The following is a 22,518-nucleotide window of genomic DNA, read 5'->3' as shown; positions in this document are numbered from 1 at the left end:
GAGACAGTAATGTCTGCTCCATGAGCAGGTTCGTGGACACGCTCGTCGCCACCGCGGCGGGGCGGGGTCAGCAGCGTGGCATGGTCACCGGGGAGCCCAAGGAGCCGGTCCGGCGGACCTGGGCCGAAGTGCACGAAGAAGCCCGGCGGATCGCCGGCGGGCTCGTCGCCGGCGGGTTCGAGCGGGGCACCGCCGTCGGGGTGCTCGCCGCCGCTCCCGTGTTGATCGCGCCCACCGTGCAGGCCGTCTGGCTCGCCGGGGGCAGCGTCACCATGCTGCACCAGCCCACCCCGCGCACCGATCTCGCCGAGTGGGCCGAAGACACCGTGCGCGTGCTCGGGATGATCGGGTCGGACCTCGTGCTCCTGGGCGAGCCCTTCGACCAGCTCGCGCCCGTGCTCGAAGAAAAGGGCATCGGGTTCAAGCTCATCACGGACCTCACGAAGGCCGAGCCACTGGCCGACGTCGTCGTCACCGACGAGGGCGAGACCGCCCTACTGCAACTCACCAGCGGCTCGACCGCCGACCCCAAGGCCGTGCGGATCACCTACGGGAACCTGTACTCCAACGTCAAGGCCATGGTCGACCGCGCGGAGTTCGACTTCGACGTCGACGTCATGGTGTCCTGGCTGCCGACCTTCCACGACATGGGCATGGTCGGCTTCCTGACCGTGCCGATGACCTTCGGCGTCGAGCTCGTCAAGATCACGCCCGTCGAGTTCCTTTCGGGGCCGTTGATCTGGCCGGAGCTGATCACCAAGTACGGCGGCACGACGACGGCCGCGCCGAACTTCGCCTACGCCATCGTCGGGCGCCGGATGGCCCGCGTCGACGACGAAAACGCCTACGACCTCTCGAAGCTGCGCATCGCCCTCAACGGCGCCGAGCCCATCGACGAGACCGCCGTCCAGACCTTTGTGGACGCCGGGGCGCGGTTCAAGATGCCCGCGGAATGCGTTTTCCCGGCTTACGGCATGGCCGAGGCGACGCTCGCGGTGTCGTTCGCGCCGCTGTTCACCGGGCTGACGCTCGACGTCGTCGAAGCCGACGCGCTGGAAGCCGACAACCGCGCGGTGCCGGTGCCCGAGGGCGACCCGCGGCGCGGGACCGACAGCGTCCGGTCGTTCGCGCTGCTCGGCCGTCCGCTGGACGGGCTGGAAGCGGAGATCGTCAACGAAGCGGGGGCGCGGGTCGGCGACCGCGAGGTCGGCGAGATCCGGCTGCGCGGCGAAGCCGTGACGCCCGGGTACCTGACCATGGAGGGCCCGGTCGCGACCCAGGACGACGAGGGCTGGCTGAGCACCGGCGACCTCGGGTACCTGGTGGACGGCCAGATCGTCATCTGCGGCCGCCGCAAGGACGTCATCATCATGGGCGGCCGCAACCTGTACCCGACGGACATCGAGCGCGCGGCGACGTCGGTCGAGGGCGTCCGGGCGGGCAACGCGGTGGCGGTCCGGCTGGACGCGGGCAGCCGCCGCGAGCGGTTCGCGGTGGTCGTGGAGTCGAAGCTGGCGGGCGACGCCGAGGCCGAGAAGAAGCTGATGAAGCAGGTCTCGGCGCGGGTCCGCGACGCCGTGGACATGCGGCCGTACGCGGTGGTGGTGCTGCCGGCGGGGAGCCTGCCGAAGACGCCGTCGGGCAAGGTCAAGCGCGCGGCGACGGCCCAGCAGTTCGCGGACAAGATCAAGAAGAACGCGGACGCCTAGCCAGAGCGCCCCAATGTGGCCTTCGGGACGTCTGACGCAACCAAGGCCACATGGGGCGCTGGGGGCTAGCGCTGCTGGAGGCGCTCCGCGCGCAGGGTCGGCGGGGTGGCGCGCTCGGCCGTGGCTTCCGACGCGGTGCGGGCGCCCGGGAGGTCCGGGGCGTGGCCCGTGCGGGCAGCCAGCTGGTCCTCCACCCGGTCGAGGAAGTCGTCGACCTCCTTCTCGTCGTAGCCGCGCTTGCCGATCAGCGGCTTCGCGAACACCACGTGGTGCACTTCGGCGGCGGTCAGGTCGTCCTCGTCGGCGATCGTCTTGGCGATGCGCCGGACGAACTCGTCGACCTCGTGCTTCGCGTAGCCACGGCGGCCGATCGGGGCGTTACCGAAGGTGACCTCGGCGAGGTCTTCGGCGGTGAACGACATGGAACTCTCCGATTCCGGGGTTTGGCGGTGCGAACTCCCGTACACCGTCCTAACCCGGGAACGGGTTCCCCCGGAAGGGTCAGACCCCGAAGCTCACCCCGACGGGCGGCCCGTATCCGCCATCGAGTGAGGCGGGACTACCCAGCGCTGTGTGGCCGGACTCACAGCGTCAGGACCGGCCGAACCACTTCTTCGGGCCCTGCGGACGCCGCTCCTCGACCGCCGGCCGCGGGTTGCGCAGCTCCACCAACGCGGCCTCGGCCTCGTCGAGGAACAGGTCGACCTGGGCCTGGTCGTAGGAACGCATACCGACCGGCATGATCGTGAACTCGACGTAGTGGATGTCGTCGGCGGTCAGGATGTTGCGGCCGGACAGCGCCTCGGCGATCAGGTCGAGGAACGCGTCGACCTCGTCCTCGTTGTAGCCGCGCCGGCCGAAGCGGGGTTTGCCGAACGCGATCGCCCGGACTTCGTCAGGGGTCATGAGCTCACCTTGCCACCGATGTCAGCCGGCATGGAAGGCGTTCTGCGCGGCCGCGAGACCGGTGCCGACCAGGGCCTCGGTCGCGTCCGCGCAGCGGTCCACCTCGAACGGGAGCTCCTTGCGCTCGACCGTCGAGAAGTCCTTCAGGACGAAGTCCGCCGGGTCCTGGCGGCCGGGCGGGCGGCCGATGCCGAACCGGACCCGGTAGTAGTCACGGGTGCCGAGCGACTTCGTGATCGAGCGGAGCCCGTTGTGGCCGTTGTCGCCGCCGCCGAACTTCAGCTTCAGCGCGCCGAAGTCGACGTCCAGCTCGTCGTGCACCACGACCACGCCGGACGGCGGCACCTTGTAGAACCGCGCCGCGCCGACCACCGGCCCGCCGGAGAGGTTCATGTACGACCGCGGCTTCACCAGCACGACGCGGCGGCCGGCCAGCCGGCCTTCGAGCACCTCGCCGCCGGTCTTGTGCGCCTTGAACTTGCCGCCGATCCGGGCGGCGAGCTCGTCCAGCACCATGAACCCGACGTTGTGGCGGTTTCCGGCGTACTGGGGTCCGGGATTGCCGAGGCCGGCGAGCAGGATCAGCTCGCCGGCCCCGGGCAGGTCCTCCGTCATACGGAAAGGTTATTCGGCGGCTTCGGCCGACTCTTCGCCGGACTCGCCGGCCTCTTCCTCGCCGGTCTCTTCACGCTGCGGCTCGTTGACGGCCACGACGAGCGCCTCGGCGTCGGTCACCAGGGTCGCGCCCTTGGGCAGCTCGACCTGGCCCGCCAGGATCTGGGTGCCGACCTCGGCGCCCTCGATCGAGACCTCGAACTGCTCCGGGATGTGCAGGGCCTCGACCTCGACCTGCAGGGTGTCGACGTCCTGGTTGACCAGACCGCCGGGGGCCGGGGCGCCGGTCACGACGACGGGGACGTCGACGGTGACCTTCTCGCCGCGCTTGACGACCAGCAGGTCGACGTGCTCGATGTAGTTCTTCAGCGGGTGCACCACGATGGTCTTGGTCAGGGCCAGCTCGCTGGCGCCCTCCAGGTCCAGGGTGATGACGGCGTTCGAGCCGTTCTCGCGCACGACGCGGGCGAACTCGATGGCCGGCAGCGCGAAGTGCCGCGGGTCCGAGCCGTGGCCGTAGAGAACGGCGGGGATCTTGCCGGCGCGACGCGTGCGGCGCGCGGCGCCCTTGCCGAACTCGGTGCGCGGCTCGACGGACAGACGTACCTCGGACACGGTGTGGCACTCCTTCAAATCAAGACAGACAGCATGCTGCGGCGGGGAAAGCCGGTCTTTGTTTTGCTCAGGCGGTTGCGTTCGGCGGCGAGTTTCCGGGCGTGCACGACGACGGGGGCTTCTCGAGCCGCCGCGTCGATCACGCCGGGCACCCCAGAAGGGCCCCGCCTCGCCGAGACAACCTCAAGAGTGTAAACCAACCTCATCACGGTGGGTTGCGGCGGGGGCCCGGCCCAGGCTAGAACCCTCCTGAACCCCGGTGCGTGACGACACAAATCCGGTGGCGGGACTTCACCGGCCGAGGTGTCCTCGGGTACAGCGGGAGAGCAGGGGGCGGAAGATGCGGGCTCGACGGGCCACGACCGCGGCGGCGGTGCTGCTGCTGGGCGGACTGCTGGCCGGCTGCCAGGTGGCGGTCCCCGGCACCGCCGGGGTCTCCGCGGCCGGGCAGCAGACGGCCGACCGGCGCGCCGAGCAGCGCACCGCGGTCGACGCCGCCCTCACCGCGCTGGGCCAGGCGCCCGCGCTCGCCCTGAAGTCCGCGACCAATGGCGCCGAGCAGCAGTTCCGCGTCACCCGCGGCGGCAACGCGCTCGGCGGGCTGCCGCTGGAGGGCCGGGTCGTCCAGGTGACCGCCGCCGCGGGGCAGTTCTACCTCCAGGCCGACGCCGACTACTGGAAGGCGCACGCCATCGACGAGGGCACGCAGTTCGGCACGAGCTGGGTGCGTTCCCTCGGCTCCGAGCTGCCCCTCGACCCGGCCGCGCGGTTCGCCCCGAAGGCGCTGGCCGACGGGCTCCGCAAGGCGCTGCCCGGCCTCGACCGGCTGGGCGACCCGGTCAAGGCGAAGCTCCCGGACGGCACCGAGGTCTACCAGCTCGGCGCCGCGCCCAGCGTCCTGCGCGTCACCACGGCCAAGCCGAACCGGGTCGTCAGCTTCGCCCCGGCGCTGCTCGACCCGCAGGCCGGCCCGAAGTTCGGCGCCGAGTTCCGCGTCGAGCCGCTCGCCGGCGACGCGCTCAAGAGGTTCCACACCGACCTCGACAACACCGTCGGCGGGCTGGGCCAGCCGTTCGAAGGGCTGGTGCAGGCCAGCGCCGTCGTCACGAACGACAACCTCGACTGCAAGGACTTCGTCGGCTCCTGCACGACGACCGTCGACGTCTCGAACAGCGTGGTCGGGTCGCCGTCCTCGGGCGGGAAGAGCGTCGTGCACATCAACCTCTCCGTCGAGGTGAGCGCCGATTCGCTCGGCTCGCAGACCTGCACGACGGCGGCCGACGCCGAGCCGTACGCGACGGTCAAGATGTCCTGCACGGTCAAGTTCAAGCTGCCGAACCGCACCGCGAGCTACCAGGTGCTGTCCAAGCCGAACGCGACCGCGGAGGTCCGCGCGGCGCTCGACGTCAACGCCGTGAAGCAGAAGGTCGCGGAAGAGTTCGCGGGCCTGGGCGGCTGACCTGGACACCTACCCGGGGGTGCGTTGCTTCCGTTGAAGTAGGTGATCTTCCGTTCTTAGCATCGGCTCTGCTTTGTGGGGGCGCGGCCCCCACACCCCGCTCAAGAAGTGTGGGCACAGCCGAGACGAACGGAGAACAGACATGGCCAAGCTGGTCATTTTCGGGGGCACCGGGTACGCCGGGGGCAAGATCGGCGCCGAGGCGCTGCGCCGCGGGCACGAGGTCGTCGGGGTCGCGCGCCACGCGGGCTCGGCGCCCGAGGGCGTCGACGAGCGGCAGGGCTCCCTGCACGACGAGGAGTTCGTCGCGAGCCTGGCGAAGGACGCCGACGTGTTCGTGGTCGCCACCCCGGCCCGCGCGATCGACGGCAAGAAGCTGATCAACGCCGTGCCGTCGCTCGTCCGGATCGCGCGCGAGAACGGCGTGCGGCTGTCGTTCGTGGGCGGTGCGGCGAGCCTGCTGGTCGCCGAGGGCGGCCCGCGGCTGTTCGACACCCCGGAATTCCCCGACGAGTACAAGGACGAGGCCGGCAGCCACGCCGAGGTGCTCGCTCTGCTGCGCGAGCAGCCCGAGGACCTCGACTGGTTCTACGTCAGCCCCGCCGCCGAGTTCGGGGCCTGGGCGCCCGGTGAGCGCCGGGGCGAGTTCCGGATCGGCGGCGACGTCCTGCTGACCGACGAGAACGGCAAGTCGCACATCGGCGGTGACGACTTCGCGATCGCGTACGTCGACGAGATCGAGCAGCCGAAGCACCGCCGCGCGCGGTTCACCGTCGCTTACTAAGGGCTTTCGGGGGTCCGGGTGGCGGAGCCCCCGGCCCGAGGCGAAGCCTCGGTTTGGCACTGAAGTTCTTTCAGTACGGGCGCGAAGGTCTCGAAGAACGGCTCGAAGACCGTGATGTAGGAGAAGCCATAGCGTTCGCGCCGGGTCTCGAGCTGTCCGGCGATCTCCTCGACCGTGCCCAGCAGGAGCTGGGGCGCGTCGAGGAGCTCCCGGGCGTCCGGCACGGCGCTGCGCTCGGTCAGCTCGTGCCACGCCTCGGCGGCCTTCTGCCGGTCGTCGGTGACCTCGACGTGCTGGACCAGCATGTTGTACTCGGGATCGCGGCTGGTCTTCGAACGGAAGTATGCGACGCGCTCGTCCATCGCCTCGGCGTTGTCGAGCTTGAAGGTGCCCGGCGGCTTCCCGGGCTGCTGCCGGAGCCCGCCGAACCCGACGACGTCCGCGTGCTCGGCGGCCAGTTCCAGGACCCCGTCGCTGTTGCCCGCGATGAGCAGCGGCGGGTGGTCGATGCCTTCGTCCTCGAAGTGTTTCCGCAGGTAGCCGAGGCTCTCTTCGAGGTAGCCGATCCGGGTCGCGGCGTTCTGCCAAGGGATGCCGGCGGCGTCGAACTCGCTCTTCATGTGCCCGGCGCCGAGCCCGAGGTCGAGGCGGCCGTCGAGCAACGCGGCCGTCGAGGAGGCTTCGCGCGCGAAGAGGGCGAAGTTGTAGAAGGGTACGTTGGACACGAGGGTGCCCAGCCGCACCCGCTCGGTGACGGCGCCGGCCATGGCCAGCACCGGGAACGGCGCGAACCGGCCGGTGCCGAGGTGGTCGGGCACGGTGATGACGTCGTAGCCGAGCTCTTCGACCCGGCGGCACTTGGCGATCCAGGCGTCCCGGCTGCCGATTTCGCGGAGGCTGACGCCGAACTTGAAGTTCCCCATGCCGGCGACGCTAGCGCCGGCAACCCCCGCCGGGCGCGGAGTTTCGCGCCCGGCGGAAGGGTGGTCAGGCGTTGCCGTCGAAGAGGGACGTGACCGACCCGTCTTCGAAGACTTGCTGGATGGCCTCGGCGAGCATCGGCGCGATCGACAGGACCGTCAGCCCCTCGAAGCGCTTCTCCTCCGGGATCGGCAGCGAGTTCGTCACGATGACCTCGCGCGCCTTGCACTGCGAGAGCCGCTCGGTCGCCGGGTCGGACAGGATGCCGTGGGTCGTCGCGATGACGACGTCGGCCGCGCCCTCGTCGATCAGGGCCTCGGTGGCCTTCACGATCGTGCCGCCGGTGTCGATCATGTCGTCGATCAGCACGCAGAGCTTGCCCTCGACCTTGCCGACCACGCGGTTGGCGACGGCCTGGTTCGGCTTGTCCGGGTCGCGCGTCTTGTGGATGAACGCGATCGGCCGGTCGCCCAGCGTCTGCGCCCACTTCTCGGCCAGCCGCACGCGGCCCGAGTCCGGCGAGACGACCGTGATGTCGGCGTCGCCGTAGGTCTTCTTGATGTGGTCGGCCAGCACGGTCTGCGCCATCAGGTGGTCGACCGGGCCGTCGAAGAAGCCCTGGATCTGCGCGGTGTGCAGGTCGACGGTCATGATCCGGTCGGCGCCCGCGGTCTTGAACAGGTCCGCGATCAGCCGCGCCGAGATCGGCTCGCGGCCCTTGTGCTTCTTGTCCTGGCGCGCGTACGGGTAGAACGGCATCACGACGGTGATCCGCTTCGCGCTCGCCCGCTTGAGCGCGTCCACCATGATCAGCTGCTCCATCACGTACTCGTTGATGGGCGTGGTGTGCGCCTGGATGACGAAGGCGTCGGTGCCGCGCACGGACTCCTCGAAGCGGACGAACAGCTCGCCGTTGGCGAACGTGTGCGCCGTCTGCGGGGTGATCGTCACGTTGAGGTGCTTCGCGACCTCTTCGGCGAGCTCCTGGTGCGCCCGTCCGGAGAAGAGCATCAAGTTCTTCTTCGGCGTACCTGACTTCGGACTCATGCTGGCGACTCCCCGTCGGTTCCTGCTGCTGACTCGGCGTCGAGCGCGGCCTGGGCCGCTTCCGCCGCGGGCGTACCCGGCCTGCGCCGGATCGCCCAGCCTTCGATGTTGCGCTGCGGCGGCGCCGACACCGCGAGTGTGCCCGGCGGGACGTCCTCGCGGATCACGGCACCCGCTCCACTGTAAGCGCCGTCACCGACCTGCACCGGAGCGACGAACGTGTTGTCCGCGCCCATCCGGACATACGACCCGATAACGGTCCGGTGCTTGTTCACCCCGTCGTAGTTCACGAACACGCTGGAGCAGCCGATGTTGGAGTGCTCGCCGATCGTGGCGTCGCCGACGTAGGTCAGGTGCGGCACCTTCGTGCCGGCGCCGATGTCGGCGGACTTCGTCTCGACGAACGCGCCGAGCTTGCCCTTCTCGCCCAGCTTCGTGCCCGGCCGCAGGTAGGTGAACGGCCCGACGTTCACACCGTCGCCCAGTTCGGAGTCGAAGCCGTGCACGCGCACCACGGAGGCGCGGGCGCCGATGGTCATGTTCGTCAGGGTGCTGTCCGGCCCGACCGTCGTGCCCTCGCCGACCGTCGTCGTGCCCTTGAGCTGCACGCCGGGCTCGATGACGACGTCACGCGAGAGGGTGACGCCGGCGTCGATCCAGGTCGTGGCCGGGTCGACGACCGTGACGCCCTCGCGCTGCCAGCGCTGCACGATCCGGCGGTTGAGCTCGGCGCCGAGCACCGACAGCTGGACGCGGTCGTTGACGCCCTCGGTCAGCCACGGGTCGTCGACGACGAGGGCGCCGACGTGCAGGCCGTCGCCGTTCGCGATGCCCAGGACGTCGGTGAGGTACAGCTCGCCCTGCGCGTTGTCGGTCGAGAGGCGCGAGAGGCCGTCACGCAGGACGGCGGCGTCGAAGGCGTAGACCCCCGAGTTGATCTCGGTGATCTCGGCCTGGTCCGGGGTGGCGTCCTTGTGTTCGACGATCCCGGTGACCTTGCCCGCCGCGTCGCGCACGATGCGGCCGTAGCCGGTCGGGTCGGCGACGACGGCGGTGAGCACGGTGACCGCGTTCTTCGCCTCGGTGTGCTCGTCGAGCAGGGCGCGCAGCGTCGTCGTGTCGAGCAGCGGGACGTCGCCGTAGCTGACGATCACCGTGCCGGTCAGGTCGGCCGGCAGGGTCGCCAGCGCGCAGGACACGGCGTGGCCGGTGCCCTTCTGCTCTTCCTGCACGGCGGTGCCGACCGCGCGCCCGAGGGCTTCGCCGACCCGCGCGAGGTGCTCGCCGACGGCTTCGCGGCCGTGGCCGGTCACGACCACGAGGTGCTCGGGCGCCAGGCCGGCGGCGGCCCGGACGGCGTGCTCCACGAGGGGCCGCCCGGCGATCGGGTGCAGCACCTTCGGGGTCGCGGATCGCATGCGGGTGCCCTCACCCGCGGCGAGGATCAACGTGCTCAGCGGGCCGGTCAACGGCGCTCCCAACGGTTACCAAAAACTGGCTTCTGTCGGGCTCAGATCCTAACTGTGGTCCTCGGCGTCCCACGCGGGGTCGGTCGGTGGGGCCTCGCCCGCCCACGCCGCGGCCGGGTCGGCGGCCATCGAGTTGGCCGACGCCACCTGGTTGCCGCCGCCGCGTTTCGCCTGGTACATGGCCGCGTCCGCGCGCGCCAGGACCTGTTCGCCGCGCTCCTGCGGCCGCAGCGAGACGAGCCCGATGGACAGCGTCACGCCGTGCGAGAGGTGGTGGGGCAGGTTCGAGACGGACTTGACCGCGCGGCCGAGCGCCATCTTCGCCGCGGACGCCGGCGTGCCCGGCAGCAGGACGATGAATTCGTCGCCGCCGTAGCGCGCCACGAGGTCGTCACCGCGGAGGGCGTCACGCAGCGTGCTCGCGACGACGCGCAGCACGTTGTCGCCTTCGGCGTGGGACTGCTTGTCGTTGACGCCCTTGAAGCCGTCGAGGTCGACCAGCGCGACCGCGAGCGGTTGCGCGTCGGCCGACGACGCCAGCTGGCGCAGCTTCTCGTCCAGCGCGCGCCGGTTCGGCAGGCCGGTGAGCGGGTCCTGCAGCGCCTGCTGGGTGATCGCGCCGTGCTCGGCGGAGAGCCGTTCGTGCTCGCGGCGCGCGTTCAGCGTGGCGATCTGCGACTCGCGCAGGCTCCACATCTCGTTCTCGAGCCGCCGCGCGTAGTCGATCAGCGACTCGCTGGCGCCGGACGCGTAGTCCGGCGTGGTGTCCAGCCGGGCCAGCTCGCGGGCGATGTTCAGCCGCATCGACGGCTGCGAGGTGTCGTCGGTCAGCGACTCGCGGGCGTGCCGCAGCACGTCGAGGGCCTCTTCGCGGCGGCCGGCCTGGTCGAGGCAGCGGGCCAGCGCGATGGCGACGATCTCGCGTTCGCCCGGGTAGCCGGTGCCTTCGTGCAGCGCCCGGAGCCGGTCGATCTGGTCGGCGCTCGGGCTGTGCAGCGCCTGCGCCGAAGCGAGGACGCCGACCTGGTCGACGGCCGGGACGCCCGCCTTCCGCGGGAACAGCGACTCGGTGAACGGGCCTTCGGCGGCCACGGCCATGGACGCCGCCGTGCGGAACTTCTCGGCGCTCTCGTCGTACTCGTCGATGCGCTCGAGCCGCAGGCCCCAGCCCAGCAGCATCTTGACGCGGTTCATCAGCTGCAACGTGATCTCGTGCGGGCTCGCGCTTTCGCGGATCGCGCTCGCGGCGCGGCCGATGACCTCCTCGGCGGCCTCGTAGACGCCGAGCTGGTTGAGCACGATCCAGCAGTCGTTCAGCGTCGACCACAGCATCCGGTTCCACTGGCGGATGCCGACCTGCCGGTTCGGGATGGCGGAGTCGTCGAGGATGGCCAGCGCGCGGGCGATCTCGGTGAGCGCGGGGTCCTCCTGCGCGGCGATCACCAGGCGGCGGCCGCGCAGCGCGTGCGCGTCGGCCCGCAGCAGGGCGAGGCCGTGCCGGCGGGTGTGCGCGAGCATCTCGTCGAGCCGCGGTTCGGCCTCGGCCGCCAGGCCCTTGGTGATCAGCCGGGCGATCGCGGAGGCGCGCAGCAGCTGCGCCACCATCGTCGGCTCGCCGCGGCGCTGGGTCTCGTCGAGCAGCTCGTCCATCAGCTCGACGATCTGCAGCTGCTGGGTGTACTCCTGCCGCTGGACCGCGGCGATGAGCTCCCGCGCGCGCCCGACGAGCCAGGCGTCGGACATCTCGGCCAGCGCGGGACGCCTGGCCGCCACCGGGTCGGTCGCCTCGTCGGTCAGCGCCAACCTCCCGGTGTCGTGGGTTCGGGTCCTTCTGCTGCTCCGCCGCCAGGATTCGAACCTGAACTGTCAGAACCAAAATCTGAAGTGCTGCCGATTACACTACGGCGGATCGAACCTGGTCAGGATAGCGACGATCGGGTGTCGTCCGCGCGGGGGATGCGTTACCGCCCGGTCCGGCGGGTACCCCAGAGCCGACCGAAGGCTCTCCCCAGCCGCCGAAACCTCCTGTACCGTAACTTACGGCATCGTAGGTTAGGTCACCCTTCGTAAGGGCGCCCGCGTAGGAAGAAGTGAAGCGTATGACGGCCACGCTCGACCGTTCTCAGCCCGCCGGGGAGCCTTCGGCTCCGAAGGGCCCCAAACCCGTTATCGAAGGCACGCGCGGCATCGGCGTGCAGCTGTCGGTGTACTTCGGCGTGATCGCGCCGCTGGTGGCACTGCTGGTCGCGGTGCCCTTCGCCTGGGGCTGGGGACTGAGCTGGGTCGACGTCGCCATCTTCGTCGTGTTCTACGCGATCAGCGGGCTCGGCATCACGGTGTCGTACCACCGGTACTTCACGCACGGCTCGTTCAAGGCCAAGCAGTGGCTGCGCGTGTTCATGGCCATCGCGGGCAGCATCGCCCTGCAGGGCCCGGTGATCACCTGGGTCGCCGACCACCGCCGCCACCACGCGTTCTCCGACCGCGACGGCGACCCGCACTCGCCGTGGGCGTTCGGCACCTCGCCGTGGGCCATCGCGAAGGGCTTCTGGCACGCGCACATGGGCTGGCTGTTCGAGCGCGACCAGACCAACGCCGAGCGCTTCGCGCCGGACCTGGTCAAGGACCCGGCGATCAAGAAGGTCGACGACCTGTTCTGGCTCTGGGCGCTGGTCAGCCTGCTGCTGCCGGCACTGCTGGGCGGGCTGATCTCGTGGTCGCCGTGGGGCGCGGTCACCGCGTTCTTCTGGGCGGGCCTGGTGCGCATCTGCGTGCTGCACCACGTGACGTGGTCGGTGAACTCGATCTGCCACATGATCGGCGAGCGCCCGTTCGCCGCCCGCGACAAGTCGGCGAACTTCTGGCCCCTGGCCATTTTCTCGTTCGGCGAGTCGTGGCACAACCTGCACCACGCCGACCCGACGTCCGCCCGCCACGGTGTCAAGCGCGGCCAGATCGACATCTCCGCGCGGCTGATCTGGATCTTCGAGAAGTTCGGCTGGGTGCACGACGTCCGCTGGCCGACGCCGCAGCGTTTGGCCCGTATCGCGACCGAAAAGGGCTAGTCAACTAGGCTGCCCAGGTGGCGGGGAGACGACGTTCGAAGCGTGAGCAGCAGGTCACCGGGGCGCGTCCGGCCGCCCCGGTGACAAGGGTGCGGATGACGGGCACCGAGCGGCGTCAGCAGTTGCTGAACGTCGCTCGGGCGCTGTTCGCCGAGAAGGGTTTCGACGGAACGTCGATCGAGGAGATCGCGCACCGGGCGAACGTGTCGAAACCGGTGGTATACGAACACTTCGGCGGCAAAGAAGGCATCTACGCGGTGGTGGTGGACCGCGAAACGCAGCTGCTGCTGGACCGCATGGTGTCCACCCTGCACGGCGGCCACCCCCGCGTGATGCTCGAACAGGCGGCGACGGCGTTGCTGTCCTACGTCGAGGATTCCCACGACGGCTTCCGCATCCTGGTGCGCGATTCGCCGGTGGCGAGTTCGACGGGGACGTTCTCGACCGTGCTGAACGACATCGCGAGCCAGGTGGAACACATTCTGGCCCAGCAGTTCGCGGCTCGGGGGTATGACGAGAAGCTGGCCGCGTTGTACGCGCAGGCGTTGGTGGGGATGGTGGCGTTGACCGGGCAGTGGTGGCTGGACGCCCGGAAGCCGAAGCGGGACGAGGTGGCCGCGCATCTCGTCAATCTGGCTTGGAACGGGTTGTCGCACTTGGAGCACAAGCCGAAGCTCCGGCTGGGTTAGCCGCGGGGCAGCGCGCGGAGGGCGAGCTTTCCCAGCATGTCGGTCAGCGCGGCCTCGAACTCCAGCGAGTTGTCGGGCTCACCGGACACGGCGTGCGTGAGTTCGTGCAGCAGCGTCGCGCAGTATTCGGCGGCACCGGCCAGCCGGCTCCGGTGGATCACGATCCGGTTCTCGCCCGGTTCCCAGAGGCCGACCGTGGAGTGGCCCGTTTCGTCCAGGCGCATGGTCTCCGAGATCACGATGCCGGGCCGCGGCCGCTCGATGTCCGCGAGGCGCAGGACCTCGTCGGTCAGTTCGAAGACGGAAAGTTCCCGAGGCGTCAGGTCGTCCGTGCTCACCACCTGGAAGACGAAGCTGTCGTTCCACGCCGCGCGGTAGCGGCTCAGGGTGGGCAATGGCCGGCCGGACAGGTCGACCTGCTGACCGAGCTTCGCCGACACCTCCGCGGGCACGGTGACGAGCCGGTATCCCTCATCGACGGCGTAGCGGAGCTGGGGTGTGCCCTCCTGCAGCTCCGCCGCCGTCACGAAAACGACGTCCTCCTCGGTCGCGAGAACCGTGCACGCGTGCACGGCGATCTCGCGCCAGCTCAGTTCGTCGTGCATCCGCCCGGTGGCGAATTCGGCGAGGTCATCGGCCAGCGGAGAAGCGACACCGGCCGACCGGCACTGCTTGAGGATCGCCTTGACCCGATCCGTGTACGCGGATCGGCCGACGTTGCTGCGCTCGCGGTTGAGGGCTCGCCGCAGGGGCGCGTTGATGTCCGTGATGTTGTAGGAGAACAGGAAGTTCGGCTCTTCCGCGACGAGCAGCCCCTTGACGTAGATCCGACCGGGGGCGGTGGGAGAAACCCGCTCCAGGACCTGGCCGGCCGAGGTTGTCTCCAGCAGCTGGTCGCCGCTGTAGTGCAGGAAGAACTTCTTGGCCGCGGCCACGTCGTCCTCGGTCACCCCGTGCAGCAGCACGTCCGTGCCGGGCCGGCGGGGATCGGCGGGCGGCCGGATCACGGCGTGCAGGGTGTGCACGTCGGCGAACGTCTCCTTGGCGCGCTGCCGGGTGGTGATGTCGCCGTGCGCGGAGCGGATTTCGACGCCGACGTCGTGCCGGTCGAAGACGGCGAGCGCGTCCTTCAGGCCCATGCCGAACTGGCCGATCACGGCGTCGGAACGGCGTTTTTCGTCGTTTTCCTTCTGCGTGAGGTGCGTGTACCGCAGTCCGCGACCGAAGTCGGCGACGTGCCACACGCCCGCCGAATCCCGGCTGATCACCGGCTCGGCGGTCTTCGTGAGGGCGTGTTCGTCGAGGGCGTTCGCGATGATCTCACGGATCGCGAACGCGACCGGCCAGTGCTCCAGCACCCGTTCGATGTTCAGGTCGAAGAACTGTTCAGCACCGTCGGCCGCTGCGTCCATCAGGTGATTCTGCCCGACGAGGCGGCCTCATCGAAGCCGGCCGGTTTCGTGCAGGTGGTCGAAGATGAGCCGGTCCACCGCCGACACTCCACTCCGATCCGCGTACGCCAGCCAAACGATTTCTTCGATCTCGCTGCTGGCAGCCAACGTCCCGGCGTACTCCGCCGTGTAGCACGTCATCCGGACGAGCGTGCCCGCGTGGCCGTGCGCCTCCGCTTCGAACACGCCCGCCGGAGCGATCGACTCCTCCGCGATCGCCACGTCGAGTTCCTCGCGGATCTCGCGCACCAGCGTCTCGGCGTCCGACTCACCGGGCTCGCGCTTGCCGCCCGGGAGATAGTACACCTCCTTGCCGCGCGATCGCGTGCTCAGGATCCGGCCGTCGACCAGGTGCAGCCAGGCGATCTTGTCGATCACCGCAGCGCGCCGGCCTCGTGCAGGTGGTCGAAGATCAGCTGCGCCACCAGCGACACCCGCGGCCGGTCCGCGTAGCCGAGCCACGCGATCTCTTCGATCTCGCTGCTCGCCCGTAGGGTTCCCGAGTACTCCGCGGTGTACGCGGTCGTGCGGACCAGCGTCCCCTCGGCCTTCCCGTGCGCTTGACCCTCGAACGTACCCGCCGGGGCGATCGACTCCTCCGCGATCGCCACGTCCAGCTCTTCGCGGATCTCCCGCACCAGCGTCTCGGCGTCCGTCTCGCCCGGCTCGCGCTTGCCGCCGGGCAGGTAGAACTTGTCCTTGCCCCGCGAGCGCGCCGCCAGCACGCGGCCGTCGGCCACCTCGATCCACGCCACCTTGTCGATCTCGGTCATTCCGCGATCCTAGGCGCTAAGGTCGAAGCCATGGGGAACAGCAGGGAAGTCGTGGTCACGGGCGGCGGCACCGGCATCGGGTACGCCGTCGCGGCGGCGTTCGCCGGAGCCGGTGACCGGGTCACCATCACCGGGCGCCGCGAGCAGGTTCTCGCCGAAGCCGCGACCCTCCTGGGTGCGCGGCCCGTCGTCTTCGACGCCGCCGATCCCGCGGCCGTCGAAGCCGCACTCGGGGAGTTGCCCGGGCGCGTCGACGTGCTCGTCAACAACGCCGGTGGCAACACGGACTTCCTCGACGCCGAGGGCGACGGGCTCGCCGGCTTCGCGGCCGCGTTCGAGCGGAACCTCCGGTCCAATGTGGTCAGTGCCGCCCTGGTGACGCACGCGCTGCGCCAGCGGCTCGCCGACAACGCGCGCATCGTGACGATCGGGTCCATCGCCGCCCGCAGCGGCGCCGGCTCGTACGGGGCAGCCAAAGCCGCCGTCGAAGGCTGGAACGTCAGCGTGGCCCAGGAGTTCGGCCCGCGCGGGATCACCGCGAACGTCGTCGCGCCGGGACTGATCGGCGAGACGGAGTTCTTCCACGGCAAGCTTTCCGACCGCCGGCGCGAGCAGCTGATCGCGAACACGATGAACAAGCGACCGGGCACGGTGGACGACGTCGCCGCCGTCGTGACGTTCTTGGCGAGCCCCGCCGCCGGGCACGTCACCGGACAGGTGGTGCACGTCAACGGCGGGGCTCACCTGGGGAAATAGCACGCTTGGAAACCGGTCCCCGATCGTCAGGTCGGCGATGACGATCGAGGACCGGCGCGGTGCTGCCGCGGGAACGCTTTCTTCGGACCGCGTCCAACACTCGTCGGGGGCGGGCGAAAACTCTTGGCTTACACCATGTTCCGCGATCCGCCACCCCGGCGGAAGTGCCCACGGCACGCCACGGCCGTGGGTTTCTCATGATCAGGCGGGAGTGACCTTCAGCAGCTTGTCGTCCGTGCCGTCCGAAGTCGTCACGTACAGGGCGCCGTCCGGGCCGCTGCGGACCGCGCGCAGGCGGCCGAACTTGTCGTTGAACTCCGGCGGGAGCGAGACGTCCAGGACCTTGCCCGCCTGGTCCAAGTGGTACAGCAGCAGCTTCTGGCCCTTCAGCGCCACCACGACCAGCGCGCCGTCGTTCGGGCCCCACTGCGCGCCCGTCAGGAACGCGTCGCCGCTGATCGCCTCGGTGATCTTGCCGGACGTCCACAGTGGACTCACCGCGTCCGGGAAGCGCTTGAGGTCGGTCATCGGCACGCTCTCGTCGTAGCTGGAGTCCGTGCCGCCCTTCGACGGGTCCCAGCCGTAGTTCGCACCCGGCTTGAGCAGGTTGACCTCGTCGTCGAACGTCGGCCCGTGCTCGGCCGTGATCACCTGGCCGCTGCCCGGCCGGATCGCCACGCCCTGGACGTTGCGGTGCCCGTAGGTGTAGATCAGCCGCTCGTGCGGGTCGGCCGAGGTGATGAACGGGTTGTCCGGCAACGGGTTCCCGGTCTTCGCGTCCAGCCGCAGCACCTTGCCGCCGAGGGAGTGCCGGTCCTGCGCGATCGACGCCCGGGCCGTGTCGCCGGTGCCGACCAGCAGGGCGCCGTCCGGCGCGAACGTCGGGCGGCAGCCGGAGTGCCGTCCGCTCGGGTTCACCGGCAGCCCGGTCAGCAGGTCCTTGACGCGCGACGCGCTCGTGTCGTCCTCGGCGAGCTTCCACGTGACCAGCCGGATGTCGACGGCCTTGCCGCCTTCCTGGTGGTCCTGGCAGGTGATGAACTCGCGGCTGGTCGAGAAGTCCGGGCTGATCACCATGCCGAGCAGCCCGCCCTCGCCCTTGGCGTAGACGTCGGAGAAGTCCGCCTTGACGTCGGTCGCCTTCCCGCCGCGGACCAGCGCGAGCTTGCCGGGCCGCTGCGGCACGAGGATGCCGCCGTCGGGCAGGAAGCCGACGTCCCAGCCGTGCTCGAGCCCGGCGGTCACCGTCTCGACCTTGAACTTCCCGGTCGAGGCCGGGGGCGTGGACGCCGGCGGGACGCTCTGGACCGGCGCGCTCGCGGCCCCCGAACAGGCCGCGGCCAGCAGGGACACCGCACCGATGAGACCCAGCACACGTCGCATACGGCTCATCCTGCCAGCAACCGGTGAAATCGCCGTGCGGACCCGCTCACGAGCCCGGCCGGACCAGCCCGGACTCGTAGGCGAAGACGACCGCGTGCACCCGGTCGCGCAGCCGCAGCTTGCCGAGGATCCGCCCGACGTGCGTTTTCACGGTCGTCTCGCCGATGTACAGCTTCGCGGCGATCTCGCCGTTGGACAGCCCGCGCGCGATCAGTCCCAGCACGTCCTTCTCGCGCTCGGTCAGGACGTCGAGCCTCGCGACGTCGACCGGGTCGCGGTCGTCGGCGAGGTAGCGGTCGAGCAGCCGCCGCGTCACCGACGGCGAGACCATCGCGTCGCCGCGCAGCACGCCGCGGACCGCCACGAGCATCTCCTCCGAGGGCGCGTCCTTCACCAGGAACCCGCTGGCCCCGGCGCGCAACGCGGCGTACGCGTACTCGTCGAGGTCGAACGTGGTGATGATCAGGACGCGCACGTCCGGCAGCTCGGCGCAGATCCGCCCGGTCGCGGCGACGCCGTCGAGCACCGGCATCCGGACGTCCATCAGCACCAGGTCCGGCCGCAGCTCGCGCGCCTTCGCGACGGCCTCCTCGCCGTTCGCCGCCTCGGCCACGACGACCAGGTCGTGCTGGCTTTCGACGATCATCCGCAGCCCGACGCGCACCAGTTCCTGGTCGTCGCACAGCAGCACCCGCGTGGTCACGACCCGACCACCAGGCTCGCGCGCACCCGGTACCCGCCGTCCGGCAGCGGCCCGGCCGCCAGCTCGCCGTGGTACATCTCGACGCGCTGGCGCATCCCGGCGAGCCCGCGTCCGGACGAGGGCAACGCGGGTGCCGGCGGCGACTTCCCGCCGGTGTTCGTCACCTCGATCCGGATCTCCTCCGGGGCGAACGCGACTTCGACGCGGCCGGTCGCGTCGGCCGGGGCGTGCTTGATCATGTTGGTCAGTGCCTCCTGGACGATCCGGTAGGTCTGCAGCGCGGCGCTCGCCGGCAGGCCGGCCGCGTCGCCGGTGACGTCGAGGGTGACGTCCCGCCCGGCCTGCTCGACGAGCCGGCGCAGCTCGTCGGCGGTCGGCTGCGGGCTGCGCGCCTCCTGGCCGGCGTGCAGCACTTCGAGCAGGCGCCGCAGCTCGGCGAGCGCGGTGCGGCCCGTGCGGCCGATCGTGTCGAGCGTGCGGTCGACGGCTTCGGGGTCGCGGTGCCGGGCCAGCTTCGCGCCCTCGGCGTTCAGCACGATCACGCTCATGCTGTGCGCGAGGACGTCGTGGAGCTCCCGCGCGATCCGGGTGCGCTCCTCCGCGACCGCCGCCCGCGCCTGCGCTTCGTCGCGCTTCTCTTCTTCCGCCGTGAGCTTTTCCTTGCTGCGGAAGAACTCCCCGAGTGCCCAGGCGGCGATGTGCAGGGGCCAGATGCCGACGATCGTCGCGGTGGGGTTGTCGGTGTAGGTCCCCCAGGCGAACCCCCACTCCCAGCCGAGCGCGAAGACCGCGACCGCGATCACCGCGGCGAACCGCCGCTGCCCGAGCTTGACCAGGGTGAACAGCACGACCGCCATCGCCAGCTCGGTGCGGCCGCGGTCGTAGGCCCAGATCTCGTTGACGTACACCACCACCGCGCCGGCGATGATCAGCACGGCGACCGTCCGCGGGTACCGGCGCCGGACGAGCAGGGGGAGCAGGAACAGCATCGGGATCGCGCGCGTGACCCACGGCTCTTCGCCCGCCCAGCTCGGCGCGAGGAAGACGAAAACGGCGTACAGCGGCAGGTCCACCGTCCACCGGTGCCGCCGCACCCACCTCACGAGTCGTTCCACGCCACCGAACGTAGCGCCGGGACCGGGGCCGGGTCGTCATCCCTTCGGTCCGATCGTGTCCTCCCTTGGGAGGAGGGGGACCGGTCGATCCGACGGATTCGCGGCGACCCCGGTCGTTCCTAGCGTCGGAGACATGTCGATCACCAGGGAATTCCTCCGCCACCCGATGCTGACGGGCGCGATCGCGCCCAGCTCGCCGCGGCTGGCCGAAACGATGACGGCGGGCCTCGGCCTGGAGCGCGCGACCCGCGTCGCCGAGCTGGGGCCGGGCACGGGCGTGTTCACCGAAGCGGTCCTCGCGCTGCTTCGCCCCGAAGCACACTTGACGGCTTACGAGATCAACCCGCGTTTCGCGACCGCGCTGCGCGAGCGGTTTCCGGACCTGGACGTCGTCACGGGCTCGGCCGAGCACCTCGCGCTGGACGGCGTCGACGTCGTCGTCTCGGGTCTGCCGTGGACGGCCATGACCGCGGACCGCCGGCGCCGCATCCTCGACGCCGTCACGGCCTCGCTGGCCCCGAACGGCCGCTTCACGACCTTCGCGTACGCCCACGCGGCCTGGACGCCACCCGCGCGCCGCTTCGCCGCTTCACTGCGAAGCCGGTTCGCCGTCGTGGAGCGCACTCCGGTCGTCTGGGGCAACCTGCCGCCCGCGTTCGTCTACCGCGCGGCGCTCCCGGTGACGGTGGGGAGGACGCGGGATGGACAGCCTGCTGCGGCCACTGCTTGACGCGCCGCCGCCGGTCGTCTACCTCGTCTGCTTCGCGATCATCGCGGCCGAGACGGCGCTGCTGCCCGGGATCGTGCTGCCCACGCTGTCGACGTTGCTGCTGATGGGTTTCCTCGCCGAGCGGGGCACACTCCACTTCGGACTCACGTGGCCGGTCGCCGTGGTCGCGGCCGTCCTCGGCGACCAGCTCGCGTACCTGGAAGGGCGGCGCCTCCGCCGGTCCCGGCTCGCCCGCCGCGTCGGGCAGGACCGCTGGGACCGCGCGGAAGCGGCGGTCGCGCGCTACGGCGTCCCGGCGGTGATCGCGGGGCGCTGCCTGGCCGGGCTGCGGACGCTGGTGCCGCGCGTCGCGGGCTCGGCGGCGATGCCGTACCGCCGGTTCGCGGCGGGCAGCGTGTGCGCGGCGGTGCTGTGGGCGAGCGCGGAACTGCTGGCGGGTCACGTCACCGCGCTGGTCGTCTGAAGGCGTTCCGCGGTTTCCGCGTCCGCGGGCAGGAACGTCTCCAGCTTGAGCTCCGACACCGTGACGTCGGCGGCGGTCGCGAACGTCGTGATGGCCGTGATCAGCCGCAGCTCACCGACCGAAGTGGACAGTCGCACCGGGACGGCGAAGCCGAGGTGACCGTCGGTCGGCGGCCGTTGCGGTGGCAGGTAGGACTCCAGCTCGGCGAGCTGCGCGGCCAGCCGGTCGTCCGGGGTGCGGGCCAGGTCGTTGCGGAGGCGTTCGAGGATGTGCCGGGCCCAGTCGTCGAGGTTGCGCACGCGCGGCGCCATGCCGTCCGGGTGCAGCGCGAGCCGCAGCGTGTCGACCGGTTCCTCCAGGAGTTCGGCTTTGACACCCTCGACGAGCAGGGAAAACGCGTCGTTCTTGGCGACGAGCACGCCGTAGCGGTCGACGACGATCGCCGGGTACGGGCGGTGGCCGTCGAGCAGCCGCCGCAGCCCGTCGAGCACCGGCCGGATCGCCGGGTCGTCGAGCCGCGTTTCGGGGTACGTCGGCGCGTAGCCGGCGGCGTGGAGCAGGCCGTTGCGCTCGCGCAGCGGCAGCTCGAGGGACTCGGCGACGCGCAGCACCATGCCGCGGCCGGGTACCGACCGGCCGCTTTCCATGAAGCTGACGTGCCGCTGCGTCGTGCCCGCGCGCAGCGCCAGGTCGAGCTGGCTGAGGCGGCGCCGGGTGCGCCAGTCCTTGAGCGTCGTTCCGAAGTCCACGGGTCCATCTTGCTCCGCCGGGCCATTCCCTCCGGGGAATTGAGGGTATTCCCGGGGTGGGCGACGCTTCCGGCATGACGAAATTCGGCCTGGTCGTACCGACCTACCAGCCCATCCTCGACGCCGGGCGGACCGCGCCCGAGCTGGTCGACGTCGCCGTCACCGCCGAGGAGCTCGGCCTCGACTCGGTGTGGGTGGGGGACACCCTCGCCCGTGCCCCGCTCGACGCGTTCGCCGTGCTGGGTGCTTTCGCCGCGCGGACCTCACGGGTGACGTTGGGGACGTCCGCACTGCTCCCGGCGTTGCGCGACCCGGTTCTCTCGGCGAACCAGCTGCTTTCCCTGGACCTGTTGAGCGGCGGCCGGCTGACGGTGGCGGTCGGCGCGGGGTTCGCCGGGCGGAGTGAGCCGGAGTTCGCGTTCGTGGGAGTCCCGTGGGCGCGTCGCCGCGCCCGGTTGGACGACATCGTGGGGTTGTGGCGCGCGGCGTGGAGTGGCTCGGATTCCTTCCACGGGTCGGTGCTGCACTACGACTCGCTGCCGGTCTTTCCATCGCCCGCGCGTGCCGGCGGGCCGCCGGTGTGGCTGGCGGCGTACACGCCGGGGGCGCTTTCCCGCATCGGACGGCTGTACGACGGGTGGCTGCCGTACCCGCCGGACCCGGCGGACTACGTGTCGGGGCTGGCGCGGATCCGTTCGTCGGCGTCGCGCCCGGTTACGCCGGCGTTGTTCGCGACGGTCCTGGTGGAGGACGACGTCTCGCGCGGGCAGGCGCTGCTGGAGGAGTACTGCCTGACCAACTACGGCCGCCCGGCGGCGTTCGTCCAGGGGATCCAGATGCAGGTGACGGGCTCGGCCGCGGAGGTGGCTTCGAAGCTGCGCGAGTACGAAGGGGCGGAGCACGTGCTGCTGCGGATCGCGAGCACGGACCCGAAGGTGTTCGACGAGCAGCTGCCGAGGCTGGCGGAGGTGGCGAACCTGCTGCGCTCTTGACGGCCCGCCAGCGACCCAATGTGGCCTTCGGTGCGTGAGACGCACCGAAGGCCACATTGGGTGCGTCAGACGCAACCAAGGCCACATTGGGGCGCTTGGGTCCCGTCACCAGCCGTGATCGGAA

At 70.7% G+C, this 22,518-nt stretch carries 25 protein-coding genes and 1 tRNA gene; 9 read left to right on the top strand and 17 right to left on the bottom strand.

Features of this window, described 5'->3' with window-relative positions; translation table 11 throughout:
* Nucleotides 1-20 precede the first annotated feature (20 nt).
* Nucleotides 21-1,709 (top strand): fatty acyl-AMP ligase, encoded by a 1,689-nt coding sequence (locus AB0J40_RS12765; protein ID WP_364451515.1) that lies wholly within the window; start codon nucleotides 21-23, stop codon nucleotides 1,707-1,709.
* A 65-nt stretch (nucleotides 1,710-1,774) separates the two neighbouring features.
* Here the strand turns inward: AB0J40_RS12765 and AB0J40_RS12760 are convergent, their stop codons facing one another.
* The 5 genes from AB0J40_RS12760 to AB0J40_RS12740 all read right to left on the bottom strand — a co-directional run bounded on the left by AB0J40_RS12760 (nucleotide 1,775) and on the right by AB0J40_RS12740 (nucleotide 3,988).
* Nucleotides 1,775-2,131: a DivIVA domain-containing protein gene (locus tag AB0J40_RS12760; protein ID WP_364451513.1), complete on the bottom strand. Its 357-nt coding sequence runs from the start codon at nucleotides 2,129-2,131 to the stop codon at nucleotides 1,775-1,777.
* A gap of 169 nt (nucleotides 2,132-2,300) precedes the next feature.
* Entirely contained in the window at nucleotides 2,301-2,615 is a 315-nt protein-coding gene (locus tag AB0J40_RS12755) for a DivIVA domain-containing protein (protein ID WP_364451510.1), read from the bottom strand.
* Between the two features lie 21 nt (nucleotides 2,616-2,636).
* Complete coding sequence (pth, locus tag AB0J40_RS12750; RefSeq protein WP_331657871.1) at nucleotides 2,637-3,230, bottom strand: aminoacyl-tRNA hydrolase; 594 nt, start codon at nucleotides 3,228-3,230, stop codon at nucleotides 2,637-2,639.
* A gap of 9 nt (nucleotides 3,231-3,239) precedes the next feature.
* Nucleotides 3,240-3,845: a 50S ribosomal protein L25/general stress protein Ctc gene (locus AB0J40_RS12745; RefSeq protein WP_364451507.1), complete on the bottom strand. Its 606-nt coding sequence runs from the start codon at nucleotides 3,843-3,845 to the stop codon at nucleotides 3,240-3,242.
* Nucleotides 3,846-3,859: 14 nt separating this feature from the next.
* Nucleotides 3,860-3,988, bottom strand: a complete 129-nt coding sequence (locus AB0J40_RS12740; protein WP_364451504.1) for a hypothetical protein — start codon at nucleotides 3,986-3,988, stop codon at nucleotides 3,860-3,862.
* Between the two features lie 197 nt (nucleotides 3,989-4,185).
* Between AB0J40_RS12740 and AB0J40_RS12735 the strand changes: the two genes are divergently transcribed.
* Nucleotides 4,186-5,304: a hypothetical protein gene (locus AB0J40_RS12735; protein ID WP_364451501.1), complete on the top strand. Its 1,119-nt coding sequence runs from the start codon at nucleotides 4,186-4,188 to the stop codon at nucleotides 5,302-5,304.
* 142 nt (nucleotides 5,305-5,446) lie between these two features.
* On the top strand, nucleotides 5,447-6,088 hold the full coding sequence (locus tag AB0J40_RS12730) for an NAD(P)H-binding protein (RefSeq protein WP_364451499.1): 642 nt from the start codon (nucleotides 5,447-5,449) through the stop codon (nucleotides 6,086-6,088).
* On the opposite strand, the gene AB0J40_RS12725 is transcribed toward AB0J40_RS12730, so the two are convergent.
* The 5 genes from AB0J40_RS12725 to AB0J40_RS12705 form a co-directional block, all read right to left on the bottom strand.
* Nucleotides 6,085-7,011, bottom strand: a complete 927-nt coding sequence (locus tag AB0J40_RS12725; protein WP_364451497.1) for a TIGR03621 family F420-dependent LLM class oxidoreductase — start codon at nucleotides 7,009-7,011, stop codon at nucleotides 6,085-6,087. The two genes, AB0J40_RS12730 and AB0J40_RS12725, sit on opposite strands and share 4 nt — an antisense overlap.
* A 64-nt stretch (nucleotides 7,012-7,075) precedes the next feature.
* Complete coding sequence (locus AB0J40_RS12720) at nucleotides 7,076-8,056, bottom strand: ribose-phosphate diphosphokinase (RefSeq protein ID WP_364451495.1); 981 nt, start codon at nucleotides 8,054-8,056, stop codon at nucleotides 7,076-7,078.
* Complete coding sequence (gene glmU / locus AB0J40_RS12715) at nucleotides 8,053-9,525, bottom strand: bifunctional UDP-N-acetylglucosamine diphosphorylase/glucosamine-1-phosphate N-acetyltransferase GlmU (RefSeq protein WP_364451492.1); 1,473 nt, start codon at nucleotides 9,523-9,525, stop codon at nucleotides 8,053-8,055. Before glmU ends, AB0J40_RS12720 begins: the two co-directional genes overlap by 4 nt.
* Nucleotides 9,526-9,573: 48 nt before the next feature.
* Complete coding sequence (locus AB0J40_RS12710; protein ID WP_364451490.1) at nucleotides 9,574-11,328, bottom strand: GGDEF domain-containing protein; 1,755 nt, start codon at nucleotides 11,326-11,328, stop codon at nucleotides 9,574-9,576.
* A 34-nt stretch (nucleotides 11,329-11,362) separates the two neighbouring features.
* A tRNA-Gln gene (locus AB0J40_RS12705) sits at nucleotides 11,363-11,434 on the bottom strand.
* Nucleotides 11,435-11,624: 190 nt separating this feature from the next.
* Between AB0J40_RS12705 and AB0J40_RS12700 the strand changes: the two genes are divergently transcribed.
* Nucleotides 11,625-12,590 (top strand): acyl-CoA desaturase, encoded by a 966-nt coding sequence (locus AB0J40_RS12700; RefSeq protein ID WP_364451487.1) that lies wholly within the window; start codon nucleotides 11,625-11,627, stop codon nucleotides 12,588-12,590.
* Nucleotides 12,591-12,685: 95 nt separating this feature from the next.
* Entirely contained in the window at nucleotides 12,686-13,279 is a 594-nt protein-coding gene (locus tag AB0J40_RS12695; protein ID WP_364451484.1) for a TetR/AcrR family transcriptional regulator, read from the top strand.
* On the opposite strand, the gene AB0J40_RS12690 is transcribed toward AB0J40_RS12695, so the two are convergent.
* The 3 genes from AB0J40_RS12690 to AB0J40_RS12680 are packed head-to-tail and all read right to left on the bottom strand — an operon-like array spanning nucleotide 13,276 to nucleotide 15,503.
* Nucleotides 13,276-14,691 (bottom strand): hypothetical protein, encoded by a 1,416-nt coding sequence (locus tag AB0J40_RS12690; RefSeq protein ID WP_364451481.1) that lies wholly within the window; start codon nucleotides 14,689-14,691, stop codon nucleotides 13,276-13,278. The genes AB0J40_RS12695 and AB0J40_RS12690 overlap by 4 nt on opposite strands.
* Before the next feature lie 27 nt (nucleotides 14,692-14,718).
* Nucleotides 14,719-15,108, bottom strand: coding sequence for an NUDIX domain-containing protein (locus AB0J40_RS12685; RefSeq protein ID WP_364451478.1), 390 nt, complete (start codon nucleotides 15,106-15,108; stop codon nucleotides 14,719-14,721).
* Nucleotides 15,105-15,503 carry an NUDIX domain-containing protein gene (locus tag AB0J40_RS12680; protein WP_364451475.1) on the bottom strand — a complete coding sequence of 133 codons (399 nt, stop codon included), beginning with the start codon at nucleotides 15,501-15,503 and terminating at the stop codon, nucleotides 15,105-15,107. Before AB0J40_RS12680 ends, AB0J40_RS12685 begins: the two co-directional genes overlap by 4 nt.
* A gap of 30 nt (nucleotides 15,504-15,533) precedes the next feature.
* Here AB0J40_RS12680 and AB0J40_RS12675 point away from each other — a divergent pair, with 30 nt between their 5' ends.
* The gene (locus AB0J40_RS12675; RefSeq protein WP_364451472.1) at nucleotides 15,534-16,259 is read left to right on the top strand and encodes an SDR family oxidoreductase; all 726 of its coding nucleotides are present in this window, start codon (nucleotides 15,534-15,536) and stop codon (nucleotides 16,257-16,259) included.
* A 201-nt stretch (nucleotides 16,260-16,460) separates the two neighbouring features.
* Here the strand turns inward: AB0J40_RS12675 and AB0J40_RS12670 are convergent, their stop codons facing one another.
* The 3 genes from AB0J40_RS12670 to AB0J40_RS12660 are packed head-to-tail and all read right to left on the bottom strand — an operon-like array spanning nucleotide 16,461 to nucleotide 19,460.
* Entirely contained in the window at nucleotides 16,461-17,642 is a 1,182-nt protein-coding gene (locus AB0J40_RS12670; RefSeq protein WP_364451469.1) for a PQQ-dependent sugar dehydrogenase, read from the bottom strand.
* Between the two features lie 46 nt (nucleotides 17,643-17,688).
* Nucleotides 17,689-18,345 carry a response regulator transcription factor gene (locus AB0J40_RS12665; RefSeq protein ID WP_364451467.1) on the bottom strand — a complete coding sequence of 219 codons (657 nt, stop codon included), beginning with the start codon at nucleotides 18,343-18,345 and terminating at the stop codon, nucleotides 17,689-17,691.
* The gene (locus AB0J40_RS12660; protein WP_364451464.1) at nucleotides 18,342-19,460 is read right to left on the bottom strand and encodes a histidine kinase; all 1,119 of its coding nucleotides are present in this window, start codon (nucleotides 19,458-19,460) and stop codon (nucleotides 18,342-18,344) included. The genes AB0J40_RS12665 and AB0J40_RS12660 overlap by 4 nt, the downstream gene beginning before the upstream one ends.
* Nucleotides 19,461-19,593: 133 nt before the next feature.
* Here AB0J40_RS12660 and AB0J40_RS12655 point away from each other — a divergent pair, with 133 nt between their 5' ends.
* Entirely contained in the window at nucleotides 19,594-20,190 is a 597-nt protein-coding gene (locus tag AB0J40_RS12655) for a methyltransferase domain-containing protein (protein ID WP_364451461.1), read from the top strand.
* Entirely contained in the window at nucleotides 20,162-20,653 is a 492-nt protein-coding gene (locus AB0J40_RS12650) for a DedA family protein (RefSeq protein WP_364451459.1), read from the top strand. Before AB0J40_RS12655 ends, AB0J40_RS12650 begins: the two co-directional genes overlap by 29 nt.
* Here the strand turns inward: AB0J40_RS12650 and AB0J40_RS12645 are convergent.
* Complete coding sequence (locus AB0J40_RS12645) at nucleotides 20,629-21,402, bottom strand: helix-turn-helix transcriptional regulator (RefSeq protein ID WP_364451456.1); 774 nt, start codon at nucleotides 21,400-21,402, stop codon at nucleotides 20,629-20,631. The two genes, AB0J40_RS12650 and AB0J40_RS12645, sit on opposite strands and share 25 nt — an antisense overlap.
* 74 nt (nucleotides 21,403-21,476) lie before the next feature.
* Between AB0J40_RS12645 and AB0J40_RS12640 the strand changes: the two genes are divergently transcribed.
* Nucleotides 21,477-22,394 carry an LLM class flavin-dependent oxidoreductase gene (locus tag AB0J40_RS12640; RefSeq protein WP_364451453.1) on the top strand — a complete coding sequence of 306 codons (918 nt, stop codon included), beginning with the start codon at nucleotides 21,477-21,479 and terminating at the stop codon, nucleotides 22,392-22,394.
* The last annotated feature ends 124 nt before the right edge of the window (nucleotides 22,395-22,518 follow it).

Origin of the sequence: Amycolatopsis sp. NPDC049691 (genome assembly GCF_040675005.1) — a bacterium.
Taxonomy (GTDB): Bacteria; Actinomycetota; Actinomycetes; order Mycobacteriales; family Pseudonocardiaceae; genus Amycolatopsis.
Note: the sequence above shows the minus strand (reverse complement) of the source record. Positions and strands in the feature narration are given on the sequence as shown.

Coding starts and splice junctions, on each gene's coding strand:
- AB0J40_RS12765 (WP_364451515.1), top strand. CDS start 21: ATGAGCAGGTTCGTGGACACGCTCGTCGCCACCGCGGCGGGGCGGGGT.
- AB0J40_RS12760 (WP_364451513.1), bottom strand. CDS start 2,131: ATGTCGTTCACCGCCGAAGACCTCGCCGAGGTCACCTTCGGTAACGCC.
- AB0J40_RS12755 (WP_364451510.1), bottom strand. CDS start 2,615: ATGACCCCTGACGAAGTCCGGGCGATCGCGTTCGGCAAACCCCGCTTC.
- pth (WP_331657871.1), bottom strand. CDS start 3,230: ATGACGGAGGACCTGCCCGGGGCCGGCGAGCTGATCCTGCTCGCCGGC.
- AB0J40_RS12735 (WP_364451501.1), top strand. CDS start 4,186: ATGCGGGCTCGACGGGCCACGACCGCGGCGGCGGTGCTGCTGCTGGGC.
- AB0J40_RS12730 (WP_364451499.1), top strand. CDS start 5,447: ATGGCCAAGCTGGTCATTTTCGGGGGCACCGGGTACGCCGGGGGCAAG.
- AB0J40_RS12725 (WP_364451497.1), bottom strand. CDS start 7,011: ATGGGGAACTTCAAGTTCGGCGTCAGCCTCCGCGAAATCGGCAGCCGG.
- AB0J40_RS12720 (WP_364451495.1), bottom strand. CDS start 8,056: ATGAGTCCGAAGTCAGGTACGCCGAAGAAGAACTTGATGCTCTTCTCC.
- AB0J40_RS12700 (WP_364451487.1), top strand. CDS start 11,625: ATGACGGCCACGCTCGACCGTTCTCAGCCCGCCGGGGAGCCTTCGGCT.
- AB0J40_RS12695 (WP_364451484.1), top strand. CDS start 12,686: ATGACGGGCACCGAGCGGCGTCAGCAGTTGCTGAACGTCGCTCGGGCG.
- AB0J40_RS12690 (WP_364451481.1), bottom strand. CDS start 14,691: ATGGACGCAGCGGCCGACGGTGCTGAACAGTTCTTCGACCTGAACATC.
- AB0J40_RS12680 (WP_364451475.1), bottom strand. CDS start 15,503: ATGACCGAGATCGACAAGGTGGCGTGGATCGAGGTGGCCGACGGCCGC.
- AB0J40_RS12675 (WP_364451472.1), top strand. CDS start 15,534: ATGGGGAACAGCAGGGAAGTCGTGGTCACGGGCGGCGGCACCGGCATC.
- AB0J40_RS12670 (WP_364451469.1), bottom strand. CDS start 17,642: ATGCGACGTGTGCTGGGTCTCATCGGTGCGGTGTCCCTGCTGGCCGCG.
- AB0J40_RS12655 (WP_364451461.1), top strand. CDS start 19,594: ATGTCGATCACCAGGGAATTCCTCCGCCACCCGATGCTGACGGGCGCG.
- AB0J40_RS12650 (WP_364451459.1), top strand. CDS start 20,162: ATGGACAGCCTGCTGCGGCCACTGCTTGACGCGCCGCCGCCGGTCGTC.
- AB0J40_RS12640 (WP_364451453.1), top strand. CDS start 21,477: ATGACGAAATTCGGCCTGGTCGTACCGACCTACCAGCCCATCCTCGAC.